We start from the raw sequence: 19,459 nt of genomic DNA on the forward strand, positions 1-19,459 counted from the left end.
CGCGCCCCACCCGCCGGCGCCCCGGGTCACCTGCGTCCCCACCCTCCGCGCGTGCACGGGGGCGAGGCACGGCCCTGCCCATTCGATCGGCACGCCCCACCCCGGCCGGGCCCGGGCCGAGGTGCGCCCGTGGTATCTGGAGCCGCATGCCCGAAGGACCCGAGGTCGAGACCGAGAAGCTGCACGAGGCCATCCACGAGGAGCTGGAGCGGGAGGGGGGCGGGTTCCTGCGCAACATCGCGCTCACCACCGCGCTGCTGGCGGCGCTGGCCGCCATCGCCTCGCTGCGCGCGGGCGGCACCGTCAACGAGGCGCTCCGCCTCGAGACGGCCGCCACGCGGCTCCAGGCGGAGGCGTCCGACCAGTGGGCGTACTACCAGGCGAAGGGCGTGAAGGGCGCGGTGGCCGAGGCCGCCCGCGCCGCCTGGCTGGCCGCCGGCAAGGAGCCGCCGGAGGAGCACGGCGCGCGCAAGGACCGCTACGCCGAGGAGCAGCAGGAGATCCAGGACAAGGCTCGCGAGCTGGAGCGGGAGCGCGACGCGAAGGAGCGCGAGGCCGAGCACCTCATGCACCTCCACCACCGCTTCGCCGGGGCGGTGGCGCTGTTCCAGGTGGCCATCGCGCTCGGGGCGGTCGCGGCGCTCACCCGCAAGCGGCTCGTCTGGCTGGCCTCCGTCCTCCTGGGCGCCGGCGGCGCCGTCTACTTCGCGGTGGCGCTGCTGGGCTGAGGCGGCTCGCCCGCGCATGCCTCGCCGGTTATGCGTGGCCGGGGAGGTCCCCGTGGCGAGCGAGATCGAGGTCTTCTACGACGGCGCCTGCCCGGTCTGCTCCCGCGAGATGGCCGCCGTCCGGCGGCGCGACCGCCGCGGGCGCATCCGCTTCGCCGACTTCACCGCCGAGGGGTTCGACCCCGCCGCGGTGGGCGTCACGCGCGAGGCGCTCATGGACCGCATCCACGCCCGCCTGCCCGACGGCTCGCTCGTCGAGGGCGTGGAGGTGTTCCGGCGGATCTACGCCGCGATCGGCTTCGGCCCGCTCGTCGCGCTGACGCGGCTCCCTGGCGTCGCGCACCTCCTCGACGTCGGGTACCGCCTCTTCGCCCGGAACCGGTTGCGCCTCACCGGGCGATGCCACGACGGCGCCTGCGAGCTCCCGCCTCCGCCGGCGTCGCGGCACGCCTGACCCGCTGGTGGGCCAGCGCTCCGTCCCGACCGAGCCCGTCCGGAACCCCCACCCCGACGGCCGACCACGAACCCAACCGGGCGCGCATGCCGGGTTGCGGGTGATCGCGGTCCGGGCGTACGGTCTGACCTGGATCAATTGCTGGTGGACAGGGGAGATCGTTGACTCACCGTCGCAGACGCTCCTGGTCGCGGCACCTCGACTGATTGCACTGATCCGGCTCTCCGCGCCCTGCTGCAGCCCACGAACGGCAGGAGGCGCACATGACTCGCAGGACTCTCCGGGCCGCCGCGGCGCTCGTCGCCGCGTCGGTCCTCGCCGTCGCGCCGCGCGCGCTGGCCATCCCGGCGTTTGCCCGCAAGTACGGCACGAGCTGCGTCACCTGCCACACCGTCTACCCGCGCCTCACGCCCTTCGGAGAGGCCTTCCGCCGGAACGGTTACCTGTTCCCCGGGGTCGACTCCGACTTCATCAAGCAGGAGACGGTCCCCCTCGGCCAGGACGCCGCCAAGAAGGCGTTTCCCAACGCCGTCTGGCCGGCCTGGGTGCCGTCCATCCCCGGCCTCGCCATCGGCGCCAACGGGACCGTCGTCACCCATCCGACCAAGGGCTCCGACGCGGCCAGGGCCGACAGCAACGGTCAGTTCCAGCTCGACAACCTCGTCGCCGAGGGGCACCTGTGGGGCGGCTGGTCCATCGACGACAGCACCACGCTCTGGTTCGAGTTCACGGTCGCCCCCGGCACGGCCGACCTCGAACGCGCGCAGATCCTCTTCAACAGCCTGTTCGGCCCGAAGCACGCGTTCAACCTGGTGGTCGGCCGCGGCATCCCCACCCTCTCCAGCTTCGGCCCCCACTCCTCGTACCTGTCGGACACGCAGTTCGTGTCGTTCGCCGTGAGCGACGTCTACGGCGGGACGGGCGCGAGCTGGCAGCTCGTCGACAACTTCAGCATGGTCGAGCTGAACGGCGTCCTCGCCGGCCGCCTCGAGTACGGGGTGGGCATGAACGCCGGCAGCCACCTCACGCCGCGCGGGACCGAGAACGTCTACGGTCACCTCGGCGTGAAGCTGGGCGGCATGCGCCTCGACGGCGAGGGCTCCACCGGCTCGACCGACACGGCGGCGCCGTGGGCCGAGACGGCGCTCACCGTCCACGGCTTCGCCTCGCACGCCAACTCGCAGTTCAACAACGCCGCCTTCGTCGACGCGGCCGGCGCCCCGCGCAGCCTGCAGGACGTGTCCAACACCTTCGGGGTGGGCGCGCGCGCCCAGTACGGCTCGCTGGAGCTCAACGCCGAGGCCTACTGGGACAAGCACGATCACGCCACGGCGGTGGCCGGCGCCGACGGCCGGCCCGGCGAGGTGAAGGCGACGGTGGTGTGGGGTGAGCTCTCCTACATCCTCTACCCCTGGCTCGTGCCGGCGGTCCGGGTCGAGCACGTCGTCCTCGATCCGACCGGGGGCGTCAGCACGAACTACACCCGCCTCCTCCCGGGCGCCGCCCTCCTGATCCGGCCGAACGTGAAGCTGGTGCTGGTGGCCACCTTCGAGACCGCCAGCGGCGCGCCCGATCAGGGCGGCAGCTGGGCCGGCGTGGGCAGCGCGCTCGTCCCGCCCGACCCCAACACCTCGGAGTCGCTCCAGTTCGCCTCGCTCAACGCCGTGCTCGGCTTCGTCTTCTAGCTCCGCCCACGAGGACTCCCATGCGCGCGCAGCCCACCCGGCAGCTCCGTCTCACCCTCGCGCTGGCCGCGCTCGCCGCGGCCGGCCTCGCCCGCGCCGAGGGCGGCACCATCAAGGGCAAGGTCGACGCCACGCCGCCCAAGTGGCTCGAGGAGACGGTCGTCTACCTGAAGGAGGTGCCCGGCACCTACCCGCCCAAGTCGCACGCGCTCGACCAGAAGGGCATGCGGTTCGTCCCCCACGTCATGACCGTCGTGGTGGGAGACACCGTCAAGTTCCTCAACCACGACAGCCTGGTCCACAACGTGTACTCGCCCGACGGCGAGGGCTACAACCTCGGCTCCTTCAAGCAGGACGAGGAGCGCACCTACACCTTCAGCAAACCGGGGGTCTACTCGCAGCTCTGCAGCATCCACCCCGAGATGCTGGGCTACGTGTTCGTGGGGCAGAACCCGTACGCCTCCCCGGTCGACAAGAAGGGCGCCTACGAGATCAAGGGCGTGCCGCCCGGCACGTACAAGCTCTCGGTGTGGAACTCGCACCTCAAGGCGCCCGACAAGACGGTCGCGGTGGCGGCGGGGAAGACGCTCGACGAGAGCTTCTCGGTCAAGCGCTGAGGCGGAGATGCGCCTCCCGTTCCCCCGCCCGGCCGCGATCGCTGGCGCGGTGGCGGCGCTCGCGCTCGGCTGCGCGGCCGCGGCGCCGCCCGAGCAGCCGTTTCGCTTCAGCCACAAGGTGCACGCGGGGGACGCGCGCATCGGCTGCACCGCGTGCCACGCCTACGCGGAGCGCGGGCCGGTGGCGGGCGTGCCCTCCATGGCGCGCTGCCAGGGCTGTCACAAGTTCGTGAAGGAGGACAAGGAGAACCCCCAGCTCGACCAGGAGCTCAAGGCCCTGCGCAAGGTCCTCGACGAGGGGAAGCCGGTCGCGTGGGCGCGCGTGCACCGCGTGCCCGACCACGTGTTCTTCACGCACCAGCGCCACGTCGTGACGGCCGCGCTCGCCTGCCGGGAGTGCCACGGCGAGGTGGAGAAGATGGAGGTGGTGCGCCAGGTCGCGCCGCTGACGATGGGCTGGTGCCTCCAGTGCCACCAGCTCCCGAAGAACCGGGGCAGGGCGCCCACCGACTGCTGGGCCTGCCACAAGTGAGGACCGCGTGCCCGACCTGAGCCGCCGCACGTTCCTGCGCTTCGCCGCCGCCAGCGTCGCCGGCGCCGCCTGCTCGCCCCGGGCGCTGCCGCAGAAGCTCATCCCGTTCCTCGTCCCGCCGGACGAGATCGTCCCCGGCCGCCCGCTCTTCTACCGCACCGTCTGCCGCGCCTGCCCCGCCGGCTGCGGCGTCACCGCGCGGACGCGCGAGGGCCGGGCCGTGAAGCTGGAGGGGAACCCGGAGGACCCCATCGGCCGGGGCGCCCTCTGCGCGCGCGGCCAGGCCGAGCTCCAGCACCTCTACGCGCCCGACCGCCTCGCCGGACCGCGCCGGCGCGGAGCGGACGGCCAGCTCGCGCCGGTCGGCTGGGACGAGGCCGAGGACGCGCTCGCCGCCGCCCTCTCCGCCGCCGCCGCCAAGGGGCCGGGGCGCATCCGGATGCTCACCCGCGCCGAGCCGGGCAGCGCCGGCGCGGTGCAGAAGGCGCTGCTGCGCGCGCTGGGCGGGCGCGACGAGGACCGCCTGGTGTTCGAGCCGCTCGACCCCATGCCGCTGCGCGCCGCCGAGGAGGCGCTGTTCGGCGCGCCGCAGCTCCCGGTGCACGATCTCTCCGCCGCCCGCACCGTGGTCGCCTTCGGGGCGGACTTCCTCGAGACCTGGCTGTCGCCGGTGGAGCTGACCCGGCAGCTCGCCGAGGGGCGCGGCCGGGCCGGCCCCGAGCGGACGCGCCTGTGGTGGGTGGGGCCGCGGCTCTCCGCCACCGGCATGAGCGCCGACCGCTGGCTGCGCGCCCGGTCCGGGGGCGAGCTCGCGCTGGCGCTGGCGCTCCTGCGCTGGCTGTTCGAGCCGGGGCACCTGGCGGCGCTCCCGCCCGAGCTGGCGCCGCTGGCGGGGCGGGTGGCCGCCCTCGACGCCGCCGCCCTGCTGCGGCGCGCCGGCCTCGCCCGCGAGGACCTCGAGGCCCTCGGCCGCGAGCTCGCCGCCCGGCGCCCGTCGGCGCTGCTCGGGCCCGGCGCCGCGAGCCAGGGGGGCGACGCGACGCAGCTCGCGGCGGTGCTGCTCCTCTGCAACCTCGCCCTCGGCAACCTGGGCCGGACGGTGCTGCACGGCCTCGATCCGCTCGAGGACCCGCCCGCCCCCTTCGCGGAGGTGAACGGGCTGCTCGGCGAGTGCGCCGCCGGCGCGGTGGACGTGCTGCTCCTCCACCACGCCGACCCGGTGGGCGCCCTGCCCGCCGCGCTCCGCGCCGGCGACGCGCTCGCCAGGGTCCCGCTCGTCGTCACCTTCGCCAGCCGCCCGGACGCGAGCGGCGCCCGCGCTCACCTCCACCTCCCGGATCACCACCCGCTGGAGGCGTTCGGCGAGATCACGCCGCGGCGCGGGGTGGTGGCGCTGGGGCAGCCGGCCATGACGCCGGTCGGCGACACGCGGGCCGCGGCGCAGGTGCTGCTCGAGCTCGGCGGCCGCCTCCCCCAGCCGGCGGCGCACTTCCCCTTCGGCGATCTCTGGGAGCTGCTGCAGGCGCGCGCCGAGCTGTTCCTCCGCCCCGTCGCCGCCGGCGCCACCGACCTCGGGCCGGTGCTGCACGCCGCCCAGGAGCGCGGGGGCGTCTACTCCGAGGCGTCGCCCGCCCCGGTGACGCTCGACGCGGCCGCCGCCGCCCGCTTCCTGACCGCGCCGGCCGAGCCGCCGGCCGCCGCCGCGGCGGGCGCAGGCGCGCTCGACCTGGTGCTCTTCCCCACCGCCTTGCGCGGCGACGGGCAGGGGCCGCGGCCGCCCTGGCTCGACGAGGTCTCCGACACCGTCACCACCCTCTCGTGGACGGCCTGGGCCGAGCTCTCGCCGGCCACCGCGGCGAGGCTCGGGCTCGCCGCGGGCGACCTCGTCGCCGTCTCGACCGGCGCCGGCCGCGCGGAGCTGCCGGTCTACCTGTACCCCGGCCTGCGCGACGACGCGGTGGCCGTCCCGCTGGGAGGCGCGGAGGCGCTGGCGCTCCTCCCCGCCGGCGTCGACGCCGCCTCGGGGGCGCTCGCCTTCGCGGGGCAGCGCGCGGCGGTGGCGCGGGCCGGCCGCCGGGTGGCGCTGCCGGTGCTGGAGGGCAGCCCCTACCAGGAGGGCCGCGCCATCGTGAAGAACGTCAGCGCGGCCGCGCCGGCCGTGAAGCGGCCCGACCTCTCGGCGACGATGTACGAGGAGCCGAAGCACCCGGTGCACCGCTGGGCCCTGGCGGTGGACCTCGACAAGTGCACCGGCTGCGACGCCTGCGTGGTGGCCTGCTACGCCGAGAACAACGTGCCGGTCATGGGGCGCGAGGCGGCGGTGATGGGCCGGCAGATGGGCTGGATCCGGATCGAGCGCTACCTGGGCGAGGTGCGCGGCGGCCGGCTCCGCATCGACCTCATGCCCATGATGTGCCAGCAGTGCACCAACGCGCCGTGCGAGCCGGTCTGCCCGGTCTACGCCACCTACCACACGCCCGAGGGCCTCAACGCGCAGGTCTACAACCGCTGCGTGGGGACCCGCTACTGCTCCAACAACTGCCCGTACAAGGTGCGCACCTTCAACTGGCGCGACGCCCAGTTCGCGCGCCCCCTCGACTGGCAGCTCAACCCGGACGTCACCGTCCGCTCCAAGGGCGTGATGGAGAAGTGCACCTTCTGCGTGCAGCGGATCCGCTACGCCGAGGGCGTCGCGAAGGACGAAGGCCGCCCGGTACGCGACGGCGAGATCACGCCCGCCTGCGCCCAGACCTGCCCCGCCCAGGCCATCGTCTTCGGCGACGCGAACGACCCCACCTCGCGGGTCTCGCGGCTGGCGGCGGCGCCGCGCGGCTTCGCGGCGCTGGAGGAGGTGAACACCCTCCCCGCCGTCACCTACCTGGCGCGGGTGCGCGAGGAGGACCTGTGAGCGCCGCTCCCCCCGTCACCATGGGCCGGCTCCAGGAGGCGGTGGCGGCGGTCCCGCGCCGCCTCGGGCGCGGCTACTGGCTCCTCGTCGCGCTGGCCGGCGCCTTCGTCCTCTTCGGCGGCTTCTGCTACACCCTCATCATCCGCAACGGGCTGGTCATGACCGGCCTGCGTCGCCCGGTGATGTGGGGCAACCTCATCACCGACTTCGTCTTCTGGGTCGGCATCGCCCACTCCGGCACGCTCATCAGCGCGGTGCTGTTCCTGTTCCGGGCCCGCTTCCGCACCGCGGTCTACCGGGTGGCGGAGATGATGACCGTGTTCGGCGTGCTGACCGCGGGCCTGTTCCCCATCTTCCACCTCGGGCGGCCCTGGTTCGCCTACTGGCTGTTCCCGTATCCCAACCAGCGTCAGCTCTGGGTCAACTTCCGCTCGCCGCTGGTCTGGGACGTCTTCGCGGTCTCCACCTACCTCACCGTCTCCACCATCTTCCTGCTGGTGGGCATCGCGCCCGACGCGGCCGCCCTGCGCGACGCCGCCAGCGGCTGGCGGCGGCGCGCGCTCTCCCTGCTCTCCCTCGGCTGGCGGGGCACCGACCTCCAGTGGCGCCACTACACCCGCGCCTACCTGTTCTTCGCGGCCTTCGCCACGCCGCTGGTCGTGTCGGTGCACAGCGTGGTGTCCTGGGACTTCGCCGTCTCGATCACGCCCGGCTGGCACTCGACGCTCTTCCCGCCCTACTTCGTGGCGGGCGCCATCCTCTCCGGCGTGGCGATGGTGATCACGCTCGTCATCCCGCTGCGCAAGGCGCTCGGGCTCGAGGCCCTCATCACCCCCCACCACCTCGACATGCTGGCGCGGCTGGTCCTGTTCGTCTCGCTCATCGTGGCCTACGCCTACGCGGCCGAGATCGTCCTCTCCCTGCGCGCCCCGCCCTCCGACCCGGAGCGCTCGACGCTCCTCTGGCGCGCCACCGGCCCGTACGCCCCGCTCTTCTGGACCATGATCACCTGCAACTGCGCCGGGCCCATGCTCCTCGCGCTCCGCCGCGTGCGCGCCTCCGTGCCCGCCCTGCTCGCCATCTGCCTGGCGGTGAACGTGGGCATGTGGCTCGAGCGCTTCAACATCGTGGTCACCTCGCTCGCCCACGATCGGCTCCCCTTCTCCTGGCGCCTCTACGCGCCGACCTGGGTGGAGTGGGGGATGACCTTCGGCTCCTTCGGCTGGTTCTTCTTCTGGTTCCTGCTCTCGCTCAAGCTCTTGCCGGTGGTCTCGGTGGCCGAGATGAAGGAGGAGCTGGCGCACGCGGCGCGCGCCCTGCACGGCGGGCGCGGCGGGGAGGCCGTCCATGCCGGCTGAGGTGCTCGGGACGTTCGCCGATCCGGCCGCCGCGGCGGCCGCCATCCGCGCCCTGCGCGGCGCCGGCTGCCGGGTGCGCGCCGCGATGCCGGCGCCCTTCCCGGAGGTGGTGGCGGCGCTGGGCCTCCGGCGGAGCCGGCTCGGCTTCGCCACCTGGCCCGGCGCGCTCCTGGGCCTGTGCGTCGGGGTGGCGCTGCCGGTGGCCACCTCGCTGGCCTGGCCGCTGGTGGTGGGGGGCAAGCCGGTCGTGTCGCTGCCGGCCTTCGTCGTCATCATCTTCGAGCTGACCGTGCTCGTCGGCTCGCTCACGAACCTGGTGGCCTCGATCGCGCTCGGCTGGACGCGGGGAGGCCTCCGTCCGCTGCCGGGGGGACGCAGCTTCCACGGCGACCGCATCGGCGTGCTCGCCAGCGCGGAGGACGGCGCCCTCGCCGAGCGGCTCCTCGCGGCGGCGGGGGCGGAGGAGGTGTCGCGTGCCTGAAGGCCGCCGCCCTCGGTCGCGCGCTCCGGCCGTGCTCGCCGCCGCGGCTCTCGCCGCGCTCCTCGCCGGCTGCGACAACTCCTGGCGCACGGACATGTGGTACCAGCCGTCGCGGCGGCCGGAGGACCTGCCGCGCCCCGAGCCTGAGCACGCGGTCCCGCTCGGCGCCGCGCCCCGCTACGAGAGCCGCGACGACACCGAGGACCTCCGGAACCCCGTCGCCGCCGCCCCCGCCTCGCTCGAGCGTGGGAAGGCGATCTTCACCGCCCGCTGCGCGCCCTGCCACGGCCCCGAGGGCCACGGCGGCGGTCCGGTCTCGCGGTTCTTCCCGGAGGCGCCCGACTTCGCCTACTCGACCATCCGCCGGCGGAGCGACGGCTTCATCTGGGGCACCATCAGCTACGGCGGGAAGGCCATGCCGCCGCAGCGCGAGGGCCTCACGGCGCAGGAGCGGTGGGACGTCGTGAACCACGTGCGCCGGATCCAGGCCACCTCGCCCGTCATCGAGGCGCCTGGCCAGCCGAAGGGCACCCCATGAGCCCGGAGCTCCTGGATCGCGCCGCCGCCGGGCTGGGCCGCCCTGCCGCCCTCGCCGCCGCGGCCGCGGCCGGCCTGGGCGCGGCCGCGCTCGTCGCCGGTGCGGCCGCCGGCCTCGCCGCGCCCGCCCTGGCGGCGCTGGCCGCGAGCTGGCTCTTCTTCGCCGGCTGCGCCGCGGGCGGCCTCGCGCTGGCGGCCGCGGTGCGCGTCGCGGGCGGGCGGTGGGCCAGCGCGGTGCTGCCCATCGCCGACGCCTCGGCCGGGTTCTTCCTGCCGGCGCTCCTCCTCCTGGCGGTGCTGGTCCTCGCGGCCCGCGGCTTCGTGCCCTGGGTGGCGGAGGGGGAGCACCTCGTCGCGACCGGGCTCGTCCTCCGGCAGCTCGCCGCGACCGCCCTCCTCTTCGGCGCCGGGGCGCGCTTCGTCGGGCGGGTGCGGCGCGGCGAGGCGGGCCTGCGGGTCGGCCGGGCCGGCGTGCTCTACCTGCTCCTGTTCGCGCTCGTCCTCTCGCTGTGGGCCTACGACTTCGCCATCGCGCTCGACGAGGGGCCCGCCATCACGGTGCTCCCGGCCTTCTACTTCATGGGCGCCTTCCTCTCCGGCGTGGCCTGGGTCGGGCTCGTCACCGCCGTGCGCGGCGCCGACGAGCCCGACACCCGCCACGACGTCGGCAAGCTCCTCTTCGGCCTCCTCATCCTGTGGACGTATCTTCTCTGGTCGATCTTCCTGCCCACCTGGTACGGCAACGTGCCGGAGGAGTCGGTCGCGCTGCTCGCCCGCTGGCGCGCGCCGTGGAAGGCGGTCTCGATCGCCGTGCTGGCGCTCGTCTCGGCGGGTCCGTTCTGGCTGCTCTTCGCCGAGCCGCTCAAGCGGCGCCGGGCGACGCTGGCCGCCGGCGCCGGGGCGGTGCTGCTCGGGCTCGCCGCCGAGCGCGTCCTGCTCGTCCTGCCGTCGCTGCGGCTGCCGGGCGGCCCTGCCGCGGTGGCCGTGGGGGCGCTGGTCATGGCGGGCGTGCTGGGGAGCTTCCTCCTGGCGGTGGGGGCGCGCCTGGGCGCGAGCGGCCTCGGCGCCCACCGCGACGCTGCTCCTTGACCGCGGGGCGCGGGGTGAAGCGGTCCTCGACGCCCCAGCCGTCCGGGGCTCGCGGGGTTGCACGGCGGGGCCGCCTCTGGCGTGATGGGCCCGTGCACCTCACGCGCTCCTCTCGCCTGGCCCTGGCCAGCGCCGCCCTCGCGCTCGCCGCCCCGGGGGCCGCCCGGGCCTGCTCCATCTGCGGCTGCGGGGATCCCCTGCTCGCCGCCAGCGACCCGGCCGCCATCAACGGGCAGCTACGGCTCCAGCTCGACACCGAGTACCTGCGGATGGACGCCGGGACCGACGGCCGGCCCGGCTTCACCGACCAGCTCACGCAGTGGTCGTACCGCTTCAACGTCGTCTACCGCCCGCTCGACGCGCTCTCGCTCACCGCCACCGTCCCGCTCCTCTCGAAGTCGATCCATACCGTCGGCGGCGGGACCGACGTCACCGCCTCGAGCCTCACCGGCCTCGGCGACGTCGAGGTGGCCGCCCGGTACGCCGTCTGGACCTCCGTGAACCTCGGGGCGCGCCGGGTGCAGGAGCTCGCCTTCTCGGCCGGGACCTCGGTCCCCACCGGCGCCCACGGTGCGACGGCGCCGGACGGCTCCCTCGTCGATCCGCACGGCCAGCTCGGGACCGGCGGCTGGGGGCCGTTCGCGGGCGTGCACTACCGGTTCGAGCAGGCGGACTGGATGGCGTTCGCGAGCCTCTCCTACCGCCTGCGGACGGAGGCGTCGTACTCCGACGCCAGCCGCTACAAGTTCGGCGACGCGCTCCTGTGGAGCGCGCACGGCCAGTACCGGCCGGCGAGCGCGGTGGCGCTCGACCTCGGGCTCGACGGGCGATACGCGAAGGTCGACCGCGCCACCGCCCCCGGCGGCGTGGCGGCGGACGCCCCGAACACCGGCGGCACCGTGCTCTCGGCCGCGCCGGGGGTCTACTTCAACGCCACCGGTAGCGTCTGGCTGTTCCTCCGCGGCCAGGTGCCGGTCTACCAGCGGCTCTTCGGCGAGCAGGACGTGAAGCCGTCCGTCACCGCGGGCGTCCAGTTCCAGGCGATGTAGCCGGTCGCCGCGGCCGGCCGGGGCGCCGCCCCGCGCCGCGACCTGCTTGACGTAGGGTGCGTCCGTTATATAGGATGCGCTGCTGACCTTAACGGACACTCGATCGGAGACACGCATGTCGCGCACCACGCAGCTCGTCGGGCTCGCTGCCTTGCTGGCCAGCGCCGCGGCCGCAGCGGCCCACCCCGCCCCCGCCCGCGCCGCCGCCGGCGAGGTGAAGCTCCTCAACGTGTCGTACGACCCCACCCGCGAGCTCTACGACGGCGTGAACGCGGCGTTCGCGAAGCGCTGGAAGGAGCGGACCGGCCAGACGGTGCTCGTGAAGCAATCGCACGGCGGCTCCGGCAAGCAGGCCCGCAGCGTCGTCGACGGGCTCGAGGCGGACGTGGTGACGCTCGCCCTGGCCTACGACGTGGACGCGCTGGCGAAGGCGGGCCTGCTCGCGGCGAACTGGCAAGAGCGCCTGCCGCACCACGCCGCGCCCTACACCTCCACCATCGTCTTCCTCGTCCGCAAGGGGAACCCGAAGCACCTCCAGGACTGGGACGACCTCGTGAAGCCCGGCGTCCAGGTGATCACGCCGAACCCCAAGACCTCCGGCGGCGCTCGCTGGAACTACCTCGCGGCCTGGGCCCATGCGGCGAGGAAGCCGGGCGGCGACGAGGCGAAGGCCAAGGCGTTCGTGAAGGCGCTCTACAAGAACGTCCCGGTGCTCGACTCCGGCGCGCGCGGAGCGACCACCACGTTCGTCGAGCGCGGCCTCGGCGACGTCCTGCTCGCCTGGGAGAACGAGGCGTTCCTCGCCGTCGAGCAGCTCGGTCAGGGCCGGTTCGAGATCGTGGTGCCGCGGTCGAGCATCCTGGCCGAGCCGCCCGTCGCCGTGGTCGACCAGCACGTGGACCGCCACGGGACGCGCGCGGTGGCGCAGGCCTACCTCGAGTTCCTCTACACGGCGGAGGGGCAGGAGCTCGCCGCGAAGCACTTCTACCGGCCGCGCGATCCGGCCGTGGCGGCGCGGTACGCAGCCCGCTTCCCCAAGCTCGACCTCGTCACGGTGGACGGCGCCTTCGGCGGCTGGACCCAGGCCCAGGCCAAGCACTTCGCGGACGGCGGCGTGTTCGACCAGATCTTCACGCCGGGCTCCTAGCCCCGCTCCTCTGGCGCGCGCCACCCGCGCGCCCGGCCGGGCCATGGCTACAGGCGGCTCGCCGTGAGGCTGTCGAGGTCGCCCGGCGCCGCCGGGAAGACCCGCACCCGCCGCGGCGAGAGGTGGACGGTGTCGCCCGGGGCGAGCGCCAGCGCCTCCGTCTCCCGCGCGTCGAGCTCCACCTCCAGGGCGCCCGCGTGGCCCGGCGCGCTGAGCTCGACGCGCACCGCGGCGCCGAGCGCCACCACCCGCTCCACGCGCGCCGCGAAGCTCCCCGGCAGCGCCCCGCGGTGGAGGTCGATCTCGTGGGGGCGGACGTACACGTGCGCCGCCGATCGCCCGGGCGCGCCCGGGGCCGCGAACTCGAGGTCGTGCACGTAGGCCCGCCCCCCGTCGACGCGCCCGAGGAAGACGTTCACCGCGCCCAGGAACCGCATCACGAACGGGCTCGCGGGGTTCTCGAACACCTGGGCCGGAGCGCCGGACTGTTCGACCCGGCCGGCGTTCATGAGGACCACCCGGTCGGCGACCTCGAACGCCTCCTCCTGATCGTGCGTGACGAAGATGCTGGTGACGTGCAGCTCGTCGTGCAGCCTGCGCAGCCAGCGCCGCAGCTCCTGCCGGACCCGCGCGTCCAGGGCGCCGAACGGCTCGTCGAGGAGCAGGATGCGCGGCGCGGTCGCCAGCGCCCGGGCGAGCGCCACGCGCTGGCGCTGGCCGCCGGAGAGCTGGTGCGGGTAGCGGTCGCGCAGCCCGTCGAGCTGCACCAGCTGGAGCAGCTCGTCCACCCGGGCGGCGATCTCGGCGCGCGGCGCCTTGCGCACCGCGAGCGCGAACCCGACGTTGCCGGCGACGGTCATCTGCCGGAAGAGCGCGTAGTGCTGGAACACCAGCCCGACGTTCCGCTCCCGCGCGCTGCGCGCGGAGACCTCCTCGCCGCCGTGCCGGACCTCGCCCGCGTCCGCGGTCTCCAGCCCCGCCAGGATGCGCAAGAGGGTGGTCTTCCCGCAGCCCGACGGCCCGAGCAGCGCGACCAGCTCGCCGTCGGGGATGTCGATCGACACGTCGCGCAGTACGGGGTGGCCGCCGAACGCCTTCGACAGCCCGCGGACCTCGATGCTCATGGGGGACTCCGGTGCGCCGCCCCGCGGCGCGAGGCCCGCTGCGTCCACGCGAGGGCCTTCTTCGCGAGGAGCGTCACCAGGGCCAGCAGGAAGAGGAGCGACGCGACCGCGAAGGCTGCCTGGAACGCGTACTGGTCGTACAGGATCTCGACGTGCAGGGGGAGCGTGTTGGTCTCGCCGCGGATGTGGCCGGAGACGACCGACACCGCCCCGAACTCGCCCATCGCCCGCGCGTTGCAGAGGATCACCCCGTAGAGGAGGCTCCACTTCACGTTGGGGAGGGTGACGCGGCTGAAGATCTGCCAGCCGCTCGCGCCCAGCACCAGCGCCGCCTCCTCCTCCTCGGTGCCCTGCGCCTCCATGAACGGGATGAGCTCGCGGGCGACGAAGGGGAAGGTCACGAACACCGTCGCGAGGACGATCCCGGGGACCGCGTACACGACCTTCACGCCGTGGTCCGCCAGCCAGGGGCCGAGCCAGCCGTGCGCCCCGAAGAGGAGGACCGTCACCATGCCCGAGATCACCGGCGAGACGCCGAACGGCAGGTCGATGAGCGCGACGAGCGCCCGCCGCCCCGGGTAGCGGAACCGCGTCACCGACCAGGCCGCGGCCACGCCGAAGGCGGCGTTGAGCGGGACGGCCACCGCCGCCACGAGCAAGGTCAGCCGGAGCGCCGCCCGCGCGTCGGGGTCGGCGACCGCCCTCCACCACAGCGCGACGCCCCCGCGGAGCGCCTCGACCAGCACCGCCGCCGACGGCACGGCCACCAGCGCGGCCAGGAAGAGGAGCGCCCCGGAGATGAGCGCCCATTTCACCTGCGGCGCGTCCTCGGCGGCGCCCGGCGGCCGCCGGCCGGCGGCGCGCGGCGCCGGCACGGCCGAAGCCGCGCCGGGGGCGGCGGCGGCCGCCGGCAGGAGGGAGCGGACCGCGCCGCTCACGCGAGCCCCACGCGCGAGCGGGTCCAGGCCTGCAGCCGGTGGATGAGGAGCAGGAGGAGGAACGAGGTCACGAGGAGCACGTTGGCGATCGCCGCCGCCCCCGCGTAATCGTACGCCTCGAGGCGCGTCATGATGAGCAGCGGCGCGATCTCGGTGCGCAGCGGCATGTTCCCGGAGATGAAGACGACGGAGCCGTACTCGCCCAGGCCGCGCGCGAAGGCGAGCGCGAAGCCGGTGACCGCGGCCGGGGCGACGGCGGGCAGGATCACGCGCCGGAACGTCTGCCAGCGCCCGGCGCCGAGCGTCGCCGCCGCCTCCTCCAGCTCCGGGTCGAGGTCCTCCAGCACGGGCTGCACGGTGCGGATGACGAACGGCAGCCCGATGAAGGTGAGCGCGATGGCGACGCCGAGCGGGCTGAAGGCGGCCTTCAGGCCGAGCGGCTCGAGCCACCGCCCGAGCCAGCCGTTCCGCGAGTACACGGCTGTGAGCGCGATCCCGCTCACCGCCGTCGGCAGCGCGAACGGGAGGTCGACCAGCGCGTCGACGAGCGAGCGCCCCGGGAACGCGTAGCGCGCCAGCACCCAGGCCACGAGCACGCCGCCCACGACGTTCACGCCGGCCGCGGCCAGCGAGGCGCCGAACGAGAGCCGGTAGGAGGCCAGCGCCCGCGGCGAGGCGATGACCGGCCACAGCTCGCGCCAGGAGAGCGCGCTCTGGCGGAGCGCCAGCGTCGAGAGCGGCACCAGCACCACCAGGCCCAGGTAGAGGACGGTGAGCCCCGTCGAGAGCCCGAAGCCGGGGAGCACGCCGCCGACCCGCGGGCGCCGCGCGCGCCTCGCCGTCATGGCCCGGGCCGCTTCGCGAAGCGGTCCACGTGGAGCCCGCACTCGGTCTTCTCCCGGCCCCGCCAGCGCCCCGCGCGCGGGTCCTCGCCCGGGGCGACCGGCGAGGTGCAGGGGGCGCAGCCGATGCTGAGGTACCCCTGCTCGTGCAGCGGGTTCGTCGGCACGGATCGGCGCCGCACGCGCTCCCAGACCTCGGCCTGGGTCCAGGCGGCGAGCGGGTTCACCTTCACGAGCCCGAAGCGCCCGTCCCACTCCACCACCTGCGCCCGGGCGCGCTCGGGGGTCTGCTCGCGCCGGATCCCCGTGACCCAGGCGCCGAGGCCCGCCAGCGCCTCGCGCAGCGGGAGCACCTTGCGCGCGTGGCAGCAGGCGTCGGGGTCCACCCGCCACGGCGGCGCCGCCGCGGGGTCGGCCGGCGCCGCGCCCGCGGACCTGCCCTCGACGGCGATCCCGTAGCGCGCCTCGAGCGCCCTCCAGAGCGCGTAGGTCTCCGGGAACAGGTAGCCCGTGTCGAGCGTGAAGACGCGGACGAGGAGGCGCGCGCGCGCGATCGCGTCGACGAGCAGGCAGTCCTCCGGGCCGAAGCTGCAGGCGAGCGCGGTCGCGCCCGGGAAGCGCTCCGCGGCGGCGGCCAGGATCGCCTCCGGCGGCTGCCCCTCCAGAGCGCGCGCGAGCTCGGCGAGCCCCGCCAGGTCGGGCGCGCTCACAGGATCATCCCCGCGCCGACGGTGTCGTTGGTCGCCTCGTCCACCACGATGAAGGCCCCGGTGGCGCGGTTCTCGGCGTAGCGGTCGGCGGCGATGGGGTGGGCGAGCTTCAGCCGCACCCGCCCGATGTCGTTCGCGCCGAGGGTGCGGGCCTCCACCTGCCGCAGCGCCACGAGGTCGACCCGCGACGCGACCTCCACGAACTGGCCCAGCGTCTCCCGGGTGGTGTGCCGGACGACGTAGCGCCGCGCGGTCGAGAGCGCCCGCTCCGAGAGCCAGCAGACCACCGCCTCGACGGTGCGGCTCACCGGCGGCCCCTCGCCCGCGCCGGCCAGCAGGTCGCCGCGCGAGACGTCGACGTGGTCGTGCAGCACGAGCGTCACCGACTGGCCGCTCACCGCCCGCTCCAGCCGCGCCTCGCCCAGCCAGATCTCCTTCACGCGCGACCGGCGCCCCGAGGGCAGGACCTCGACGGCGTCCCCGGCGGCGATCTCGCCCGACTCGACCCGGCCGGCGAAGCCGCGGAAGTCGTGGTGCGCGACGCCGTGGGGCCGGCAGACCCACTGCACCGGGAAGCGGAAGCGCTGCCGGCGCCCGGCGTTCGCGGCCGGCGCGGCCTCGAGCAGCTCGAGCAACGTCGGGCCGCGGTACCAGCCCAGGTTCGGGCCCCGCTCCACCACCCCATCGCCGGCCAGCGCCGAGATGGGGAGGAAGCGGACGTCCTCGATCCCGAGCCCGTCGGCGAAGGCGCGGTACTCGGCCACGATGGCCTCGAACCGCTCGCGCGACCAGCCGACGAGGTCCATCTTGTTCACCGCCACGACGAGCTGACCGATCCCGACCCGGTGGGCGATGTACGAGTGCCGCAGCGTCTGGGTGAGCACGCCCTTGCGCGCGTCGACCAGGATGATCGCCAGGTCGGCGGTGGAGGCCGCCGTCACCATGTTCCGCGTGTACTGCTCGTGCCCGGGGGCGTCGGCGATGATGTACTTGCGGGTGCCGGTGGAGAAGTAGCGGTAGGCGACGTCGATGGTGATGCCCTGCTCGCGCTCCGCCTGCAGGCCGTCGGTGAGCAGGGACAGGTCCACCGCCTCCAGCCCGCGGCGGCGCGAGGTGCGCTCCAGGGCCTGGAGGGCGTCCGCCAGGATCGACCTCGTGTCGAGGAGGAGCCGCCCGATGAGCGTGCTCTTCCCGTCGTCCACGCTGCCGCAGGTGAGGAACCGCAGGAGCCCGCCTCCGGCGGGCAGCTCGGCGCGCTGCAGGGCGGCGGTCATCTAGAAGTACCCCTCCTTCTTGCGCTGCTCCATCGAGGCGTCGGACGTCTGGTCGTCGAGCCGGGTCGCGCCGCGCTCGGTCTGGGTGGCGGCGGCGGTCTCGGCCACGATCTCCTCGAGGGTCGCGGCCGCCGACTCGACCGGCGCGGTGCAGGTGATGTCCCCGACCGTGCGGAACCGGACCGAGCGCTCCTCGACGCGCTCGCCGGGGCGCGCCGGCGTGAGCGGGGTCACCGGGACGAGCGCGCCGCCGCGGCGGACCACCGGGCGGCGGTGCGCGAAGTAGATCGACGGCAGCTCCAGGCGCTCGCGCGCGATGTACTGCCACACGTCGAGCTCGGTCCAGTTCGAGATGGGGAAGGCGCGGATGTGCTCGCCGCGCCGGATGCGCGCGTTGTACAGGCTCCACAGCTCCGGCCGCTGGTGCTTCGGGTCCCACTGGCCCAGGTCGTCGCGGAAGGAGAAGACGCGCTCCTTCGCGCGCGCCTTCTCCTCGTCGCGCCGCGCGCCGCCGATGCACGCGTCGAAGCCGTGCTCGGCGATCGCGTCGAGGAGCGTGATCGACTGGTACTTGTTGCGCGACTCGAGCGGGTGGGCCAGCACCACCTTGCCGGCGCCGATCGCGTCCTCCACCGAGCGCACGATGAGCCGCTCCCCGAGCTCCGCCGCGCGGCGATCGCGGAAGGCGATCACCTCGGGGTAGTTGTGCCCGGTGTCGACGTGGAGGAGCGGGAACGGGAAGCGCGCCGGCCGGAACGCCTTCTCGGCGAGCCGGAGCAGGCACACCGAGTCCTTGCCGCCCGAGAAGAGCAGGGCGGGCTGGGCGCACTGGCCGGCGACCTCGCGCAGGACGTGGATGGCCTCGGCCTCCAGCCAGTCGAGGTGGGTGAGCGCAGCGGCGGGGCGGGTGGACACGCGGGGGCTCCGGAGGGGTGAGGAGGCGTCCGTGATAACGGACGTACGGCATCCTATATAACGGACGCCTCTCTCGTCAAGCGGAGCCCCGGCGGCCGGGCGGGCGCGTCAGCGGCGGGCGCCGCGCCGGTCGAGGCAGGCCGTGAGGAAGCGCGCCACGGTCCGGACGCGCTCCGCGCTCCGCATCGCGCGCGGGTAGACGAGGAACAGGTCCCGGTGGAGGACGGGACCGGCGCCCAGGGGCCGGAGCTCGGGGTGATCGCCGAGGTAGTCCGGGAGGAGCCCCACCCCCGCGCCCGCCAGGAGCGCGGCCTGCAGGGCGAGCGTCGAGCGGACCCGGACGCGGACGCGCTGCTGCGGCGCGTTCGCCCGCAGCCACGCTCCCTCGGGCGAGCCCTCGAGCGACTCGTGCATCGCCACGAGCTCGTCCCCGGTCACCAGCGCGGCGCCCGGCTCGCGCGGCCGCGCCCGCAGGTACCGCGCCGAGGCGTAGGGCGCGAAGGGGACGCTGGCCAGCCGGCGCATGACGAGCTCCCGCTGGCGCGGGCGCACGAACCGCAGCGCCAGGTCGGCCTCCCGCCGCGACAGGTTCACCACCGCCGTCTCGGCCACCAGCAGGAGGTCGATCCCGGGGTGCTCGCGGGCGAAGGCCTCCAGCTGCGGCGCGATGACGGCCAGCCCCAGCCCCTCGGGCGCGGTCACCCGCACCGCCCCGCCCGGGCGCGCGTCCAGCCGATCGACGCCGCGGAGCGCCGCCAGCACCTCGCGGTCCACCTTCTCCGCGTCGAGGCGGAGGCGCTGGCCGGCCGCGGTCAGGGCGAGGCCACGCGGGCCCTTGTGCAGGAGCTCGACCCCGAGCCCCCGCGCCAGGGCGGCCACGCGGCGGGAGACGGTCGGCTGCGACAGGCCCAGCGCGCGCGCCGCCGCGCTGGCGGAGCCGGCGCGCGCCACCGCCAGGAAGACGCGCAGGTCGTCCCAGGTCGTCATGCACGGATGCATAGCACGTATGCGCAGACGTGCGATGCCGGCGCGCCCCGGCTCGGGCAAGTTGCGGGGTGCCCCGGGCGGGCG

At 75.0% G+C, this 19,459-nt stretch carries 19 protein-coding genes; 12 read left to right on the top strand and 7 right to left on the bottom strand.

The features are described from left to right. The first annotated feature begins 146 nt into the window (after positions 1–146). The 12 genes from HWY08_RS18440 to HWY08_RS18495 all read left to right on the top strand — a co-directional run bounded on the left by HWY08_RS18440 (position 147) and on the right by HWY08_RS18495 (position 12,585). Positions 147–728 carry a DUF4337 domain-containing protein gene (locus tag HWY08_RS18440; RefSeq protein WP_176067928.1) on the top strand — a complete coding sequence of 194 codons (582 nt, stop codon included), beginning with the start codon at positions 147–149 and terminating at the stop codon, positions 726–728. 52 nt (positions 729–780) lie between these two features. Further along, positions 781–1,182: a thiol-disulfide oxidoreductase DCC family protein gene (locus HWY08_RS18445; RefSeq protein ID WP_235969700.1), complete on the top strand. Its 402-nt coding sequence runs from the start codon at positions 781–783 to the stop codon at positions 1,180–1,182. Between the two features lie 263 nt (positions 1,183–1,445). After that, positions 1,446–2,867 carry a hypothetical protein gene (locus HWY08_RS18450; protein ID WP_176067932.1) on the top strand — a complete coding sequence of 474 codons (1,422 nt, stop codon included), beginning with the start codon at positions 1,446–1,448 and terminating at the stop codon, positions 2,865–2,867. 20 nt (positions 2,868–2,887) lie between these two features. After that, positions 2,888–3,484, top strand: coding sequence for a cupredoxin domain-containing protein (locus tag HWY08_RS18455; RefSeq protein ID WP_176067934.1), 597 nt, complete (start codon positions 2,888–2,890; stop codon positions 3,482–3,484). A gap of 7 nt (positions 3,485–3,491) precedes the next feature. Further along, positions 3,492–4,016 (top strand): cytochrome c3 family protein, encoded by a 525-nt coding sequence (locus tag HWY08_RS18460; RefSeq protein ID WP_176067936.1) that lies wholly within the window; start codon positions 3,492–3,494, stop codon positions 4,014–4,016. A 7-nt stretch (positions 4,017–4,023) separates the two neighbouring features. Beyond that, positions 4,024–6,924 (top strand): 4Fe-4S dicluster domain-containing protein, encoded by a 2,901-nt coding sequence (locus tag HWY08_RS18465; RefSeq protein ID WP_176067937.1) that lies wholly within the window; start codon positions 4,024–4,026, stop codon positions 6,922–6,924. After that, positions 6,921–8,282, top strand: coding sequence for an NrfD/PsrC family molybdoenzyme membrane anchor subunit (gene nrfD / locus HWY08_RS18470; RefSeq protein WP_176067939.1), 1,362 nt, complete (start codon positions 6,921–6,923; stop codon positions 8,280–8,282). Before HWY08_RS18465 ends, nrfD begins: the two co-directional genes overlap by 4 nt. Further along, positions 8,272–8,763 (top strand): quinol:electron acceptor oxidoreductase subunit ActD, encoded by a 492-nt coding sequence (locus tag HWY08_RS18475; RefSeq protein ID WP_176067941.1) that lies wholly within the window; start codon positions 8,272–8,274, stop codon positions 8,761–8,763. The genes nrfD and HWY08_RS18475 overlap by 11 nt, the downstream gene beginning before the upstream one ends. After that, on the top strand, positions 8,756–9,301 hold the full coding sequence (locus HWY08_RS18480; protein ID WP_176067943.1) for a c-type cytochrome: 546 nt from the start codon (positions 8,756–8,758) through the stop codon (positions 9,299–9,301). The genes HWY08_RS18475 and HWY08_RS18480 overlap by 8 nt, the downstream gene beginning before the upstream one ends. Beyond that, on the top strand, positions 9,298–10,389 hold the full coding sequence (locus HWY08_RS18485) for a hypothetical protein (protein ID WP_176067945.1): 1,092 nt from the start codon (positions 9,298–9,300) through the stop codon (positions 10,387–10,389). The genes HWY08_RS18480 and HWY08_RS18485 overlap by 4 nt, the downstream gene beginning before the upstream one ends. 92 nt (positions 10,390–10,481) lie before the next feature. Further along, entirely contained in the window at positions 10,482–11,438 is a 957-nt protein-coding gene (locus HWY08_RS18490) for a hypothetical protein (protein ID WP_176067947.1), read from the top strand. A 115-nt stretch (positions 11,439–11,553) separates the two neighbouring features. Continuing rightward, on the top strand, positions 11,554–12,585 hold the full coding sequence (locus tag HWY08_RS18495) for a sulfate ABC transporter substrate-binding protein (RefSeq protein WP_176067949.1): 1,032 nt from the start codon (positions 11,554–11,556) through the stop codon (positions 12,583–12,585). A gap of 47 nt (positions 12,586–12,632) precedes the next feature. Here the strand turns inward: HWY08_RS18495 and HWY08_RS18500 are convergent, their stop codons facing one another. From HWY08_RS18500 to HWY08_RS18530, 7 genes are all read right to left on the bottom strand, one after another. After that, entirely contained in the window at positions 12,633–13,709 is a 1,077-nt protein-coding gene (locus tag HWY08_RS18500; RefSeq protein WP_176067951.1) for a sulfate/molybdate ABC transporter ATP-binding protein, read from the bottom strand. Then, complete coding sequence (gene cysW, locus HWY08_RS18505; RefSeq protein ID WP_176068077.1) at positions 13,706–14,584, bottom strand: sulfate ABC transporter permease subunit CysW; 879 nt, start codon at positions 14,582–14,584, stop codon at positions 13,706–13,708. The genes HWY08_RS18500 and cysW overlap by 4 nt, the downstream gene beginning before the upstream one ends. Before the next feature lie 59 nt (positions 14,585–14,643). Then, on the bottom strand, positions 14,644–15,492 hold the full coding sequence (gene cysT / locus HWY08_RS18510) for a sulfate ABC transporter permease subunit CysT (RefSeq protein ID WP_176067953.1): 849 nt from the start codon (positions 15,490–15,492) through the stop codon (positions 14,644–14,646). Beyond that, complete coding sequence (locus HWY08_RS18515) at positions 15,489–16,199, bottom strand: phosphoadenylyl-sulfate reductase (protein ID WP_176067955.1); 711 nt, start codon at positions 16,197–16,199, stop codon at positions 15,489–15,491. Before HWY08_RS18515 ends, cysT begins: the two co-directional genes overlap by 4 nt. Beyond that, positions 16,196–17,473, bottom strand: coding sequence for a sulfate adenylyltransferase subunit 1 (locus tag HWY08_RS18520; RefSeq protein WP_176067957.1), 1,278 nt, complete (start codon positions 17,471–17,473; stop codon positions 16,196–16,198). Before HWY08_RS18520 ends, HWY08_RS18515 begins: the two co-directional genes overlap by 4 nt. Then, entirely contained in the window at positions 17,474–18,388 is a 915-nt protein-coding gene (gene cysD, locus HWY08_RS18525) for a sulfate adenylyltransferase subunit CysD (RefSeq protein WP_176067959.1), read from the bottom strand. A 108-nt stretch (positions 18,389–18,496) separates the two neighbouring features. Further along, positions 18,497–19,375 (bottom strand): LysR family transcriptional regulator, encoded by an 879-nt coding sequence (locus HWY08_RS18530; RefSeq protein ID WP_176067962.1) that lies wholly within the window; start codon positions 19,373–19,375, stop codon positions 18,497–18,499. Between the last annotated feature and the right edge of the window lie 84 nt (positions 19,376–19,459).

Source organism: Anaeromyxobacter diazotrophicus, from assembly GCF_013340205.1.
GTDB classification, from domain to species: Bacteria; Myxococcota; Myxococcia; order Myxococcales; family Anaeromyxobacteraceae; genus Anaeromyxobacter_A; species Anaeromyxobacter_A diazotrophicus.

Excerpts from the sequence above, each read along its gene's own strand:
- HWY08_RS18475 (WP_176067941.1), top strand. The coding sequence starts at position 8,272 with ATGCCGGCTGAGGTGCTCGGGACGTTCGCCGATCCGGCCGCCGCGGCG.
- HWY08_RS18500 (WP_176067951.1), bottom strand. The coding sequence starts at position 13,709 with ATGAGCATCGAGGTCCGCGGGCTGTCGAAGGCGTTCGGCGGCCACCCC.
- HWY08_RS18440 (WP_176067928.1), top strand. The coding sequence starts at position 147 with ATGCCCGAAGGACCCGAGGTCGAGACCGAGAAGCTGCACGAGGCCATC.
- HWY08_RS18495 (WP_176067949.1), top strand. The coding sequence starts at position 11,554 with ATGTCGCGCACCACGCAGCTCGTCGGGCTCGCTGCCTTGCTGGCCAGC.
- HWY08_RS18455 (WP_176067934.1), top strand. The coding sequence starts at position 2,888 with ATGCGCGCGCAGCCCACCCGGCAGCTCCGTCTCACCCTCGCGCTGGCC.
- HWY08_RS18485 (WP_176067945.1), top strand. The coding sequence starts at position 9,298 with ATGAGCCCGGAGCTCCTGGATCGCGCCGCCGCCGGGCTGGGCCGCCCT.
- HWY08_RS18450 (WP_176067932.1), top strand. The coding sequence starts at position 1,446 with ATGACTCGCAGGACTCTCCGGGCCGCCGCGGCGCTCGTCGCCGCGTCG.
- HWY08_RS18530 (WP_176067962.1), bottom strand. The coding sequence starts at position 19,375 with ATGACGACCTGGGACGACCTGCGCGTCTTCCTGGCGGTGGCGCGCGCC.
- cysT (WP_176067953.1), bottom strand. The coding sequence starts at position 15,492 with ATGACGGCGAGGCGCGCGCGGCGCCCGCGGGTCGGCGGCGTGCTCCCC.
- HWY08_RS18460 (WP_176067936.1), top strand. The coding sequence starts at position 3,492 with ATGCGCCTCCCGTTCCCCCGCCCGGCCGCGATCGCTGGCGCGGTGGCG.
- HWY08_RS18520 (WP_176067957.1), bottom strand. The coding sequence starts at position 17,473 with ATGACCGCCGCCCTGCAGCGCGCCGAGCTGCCCGCCGGAGGCGGGCTC.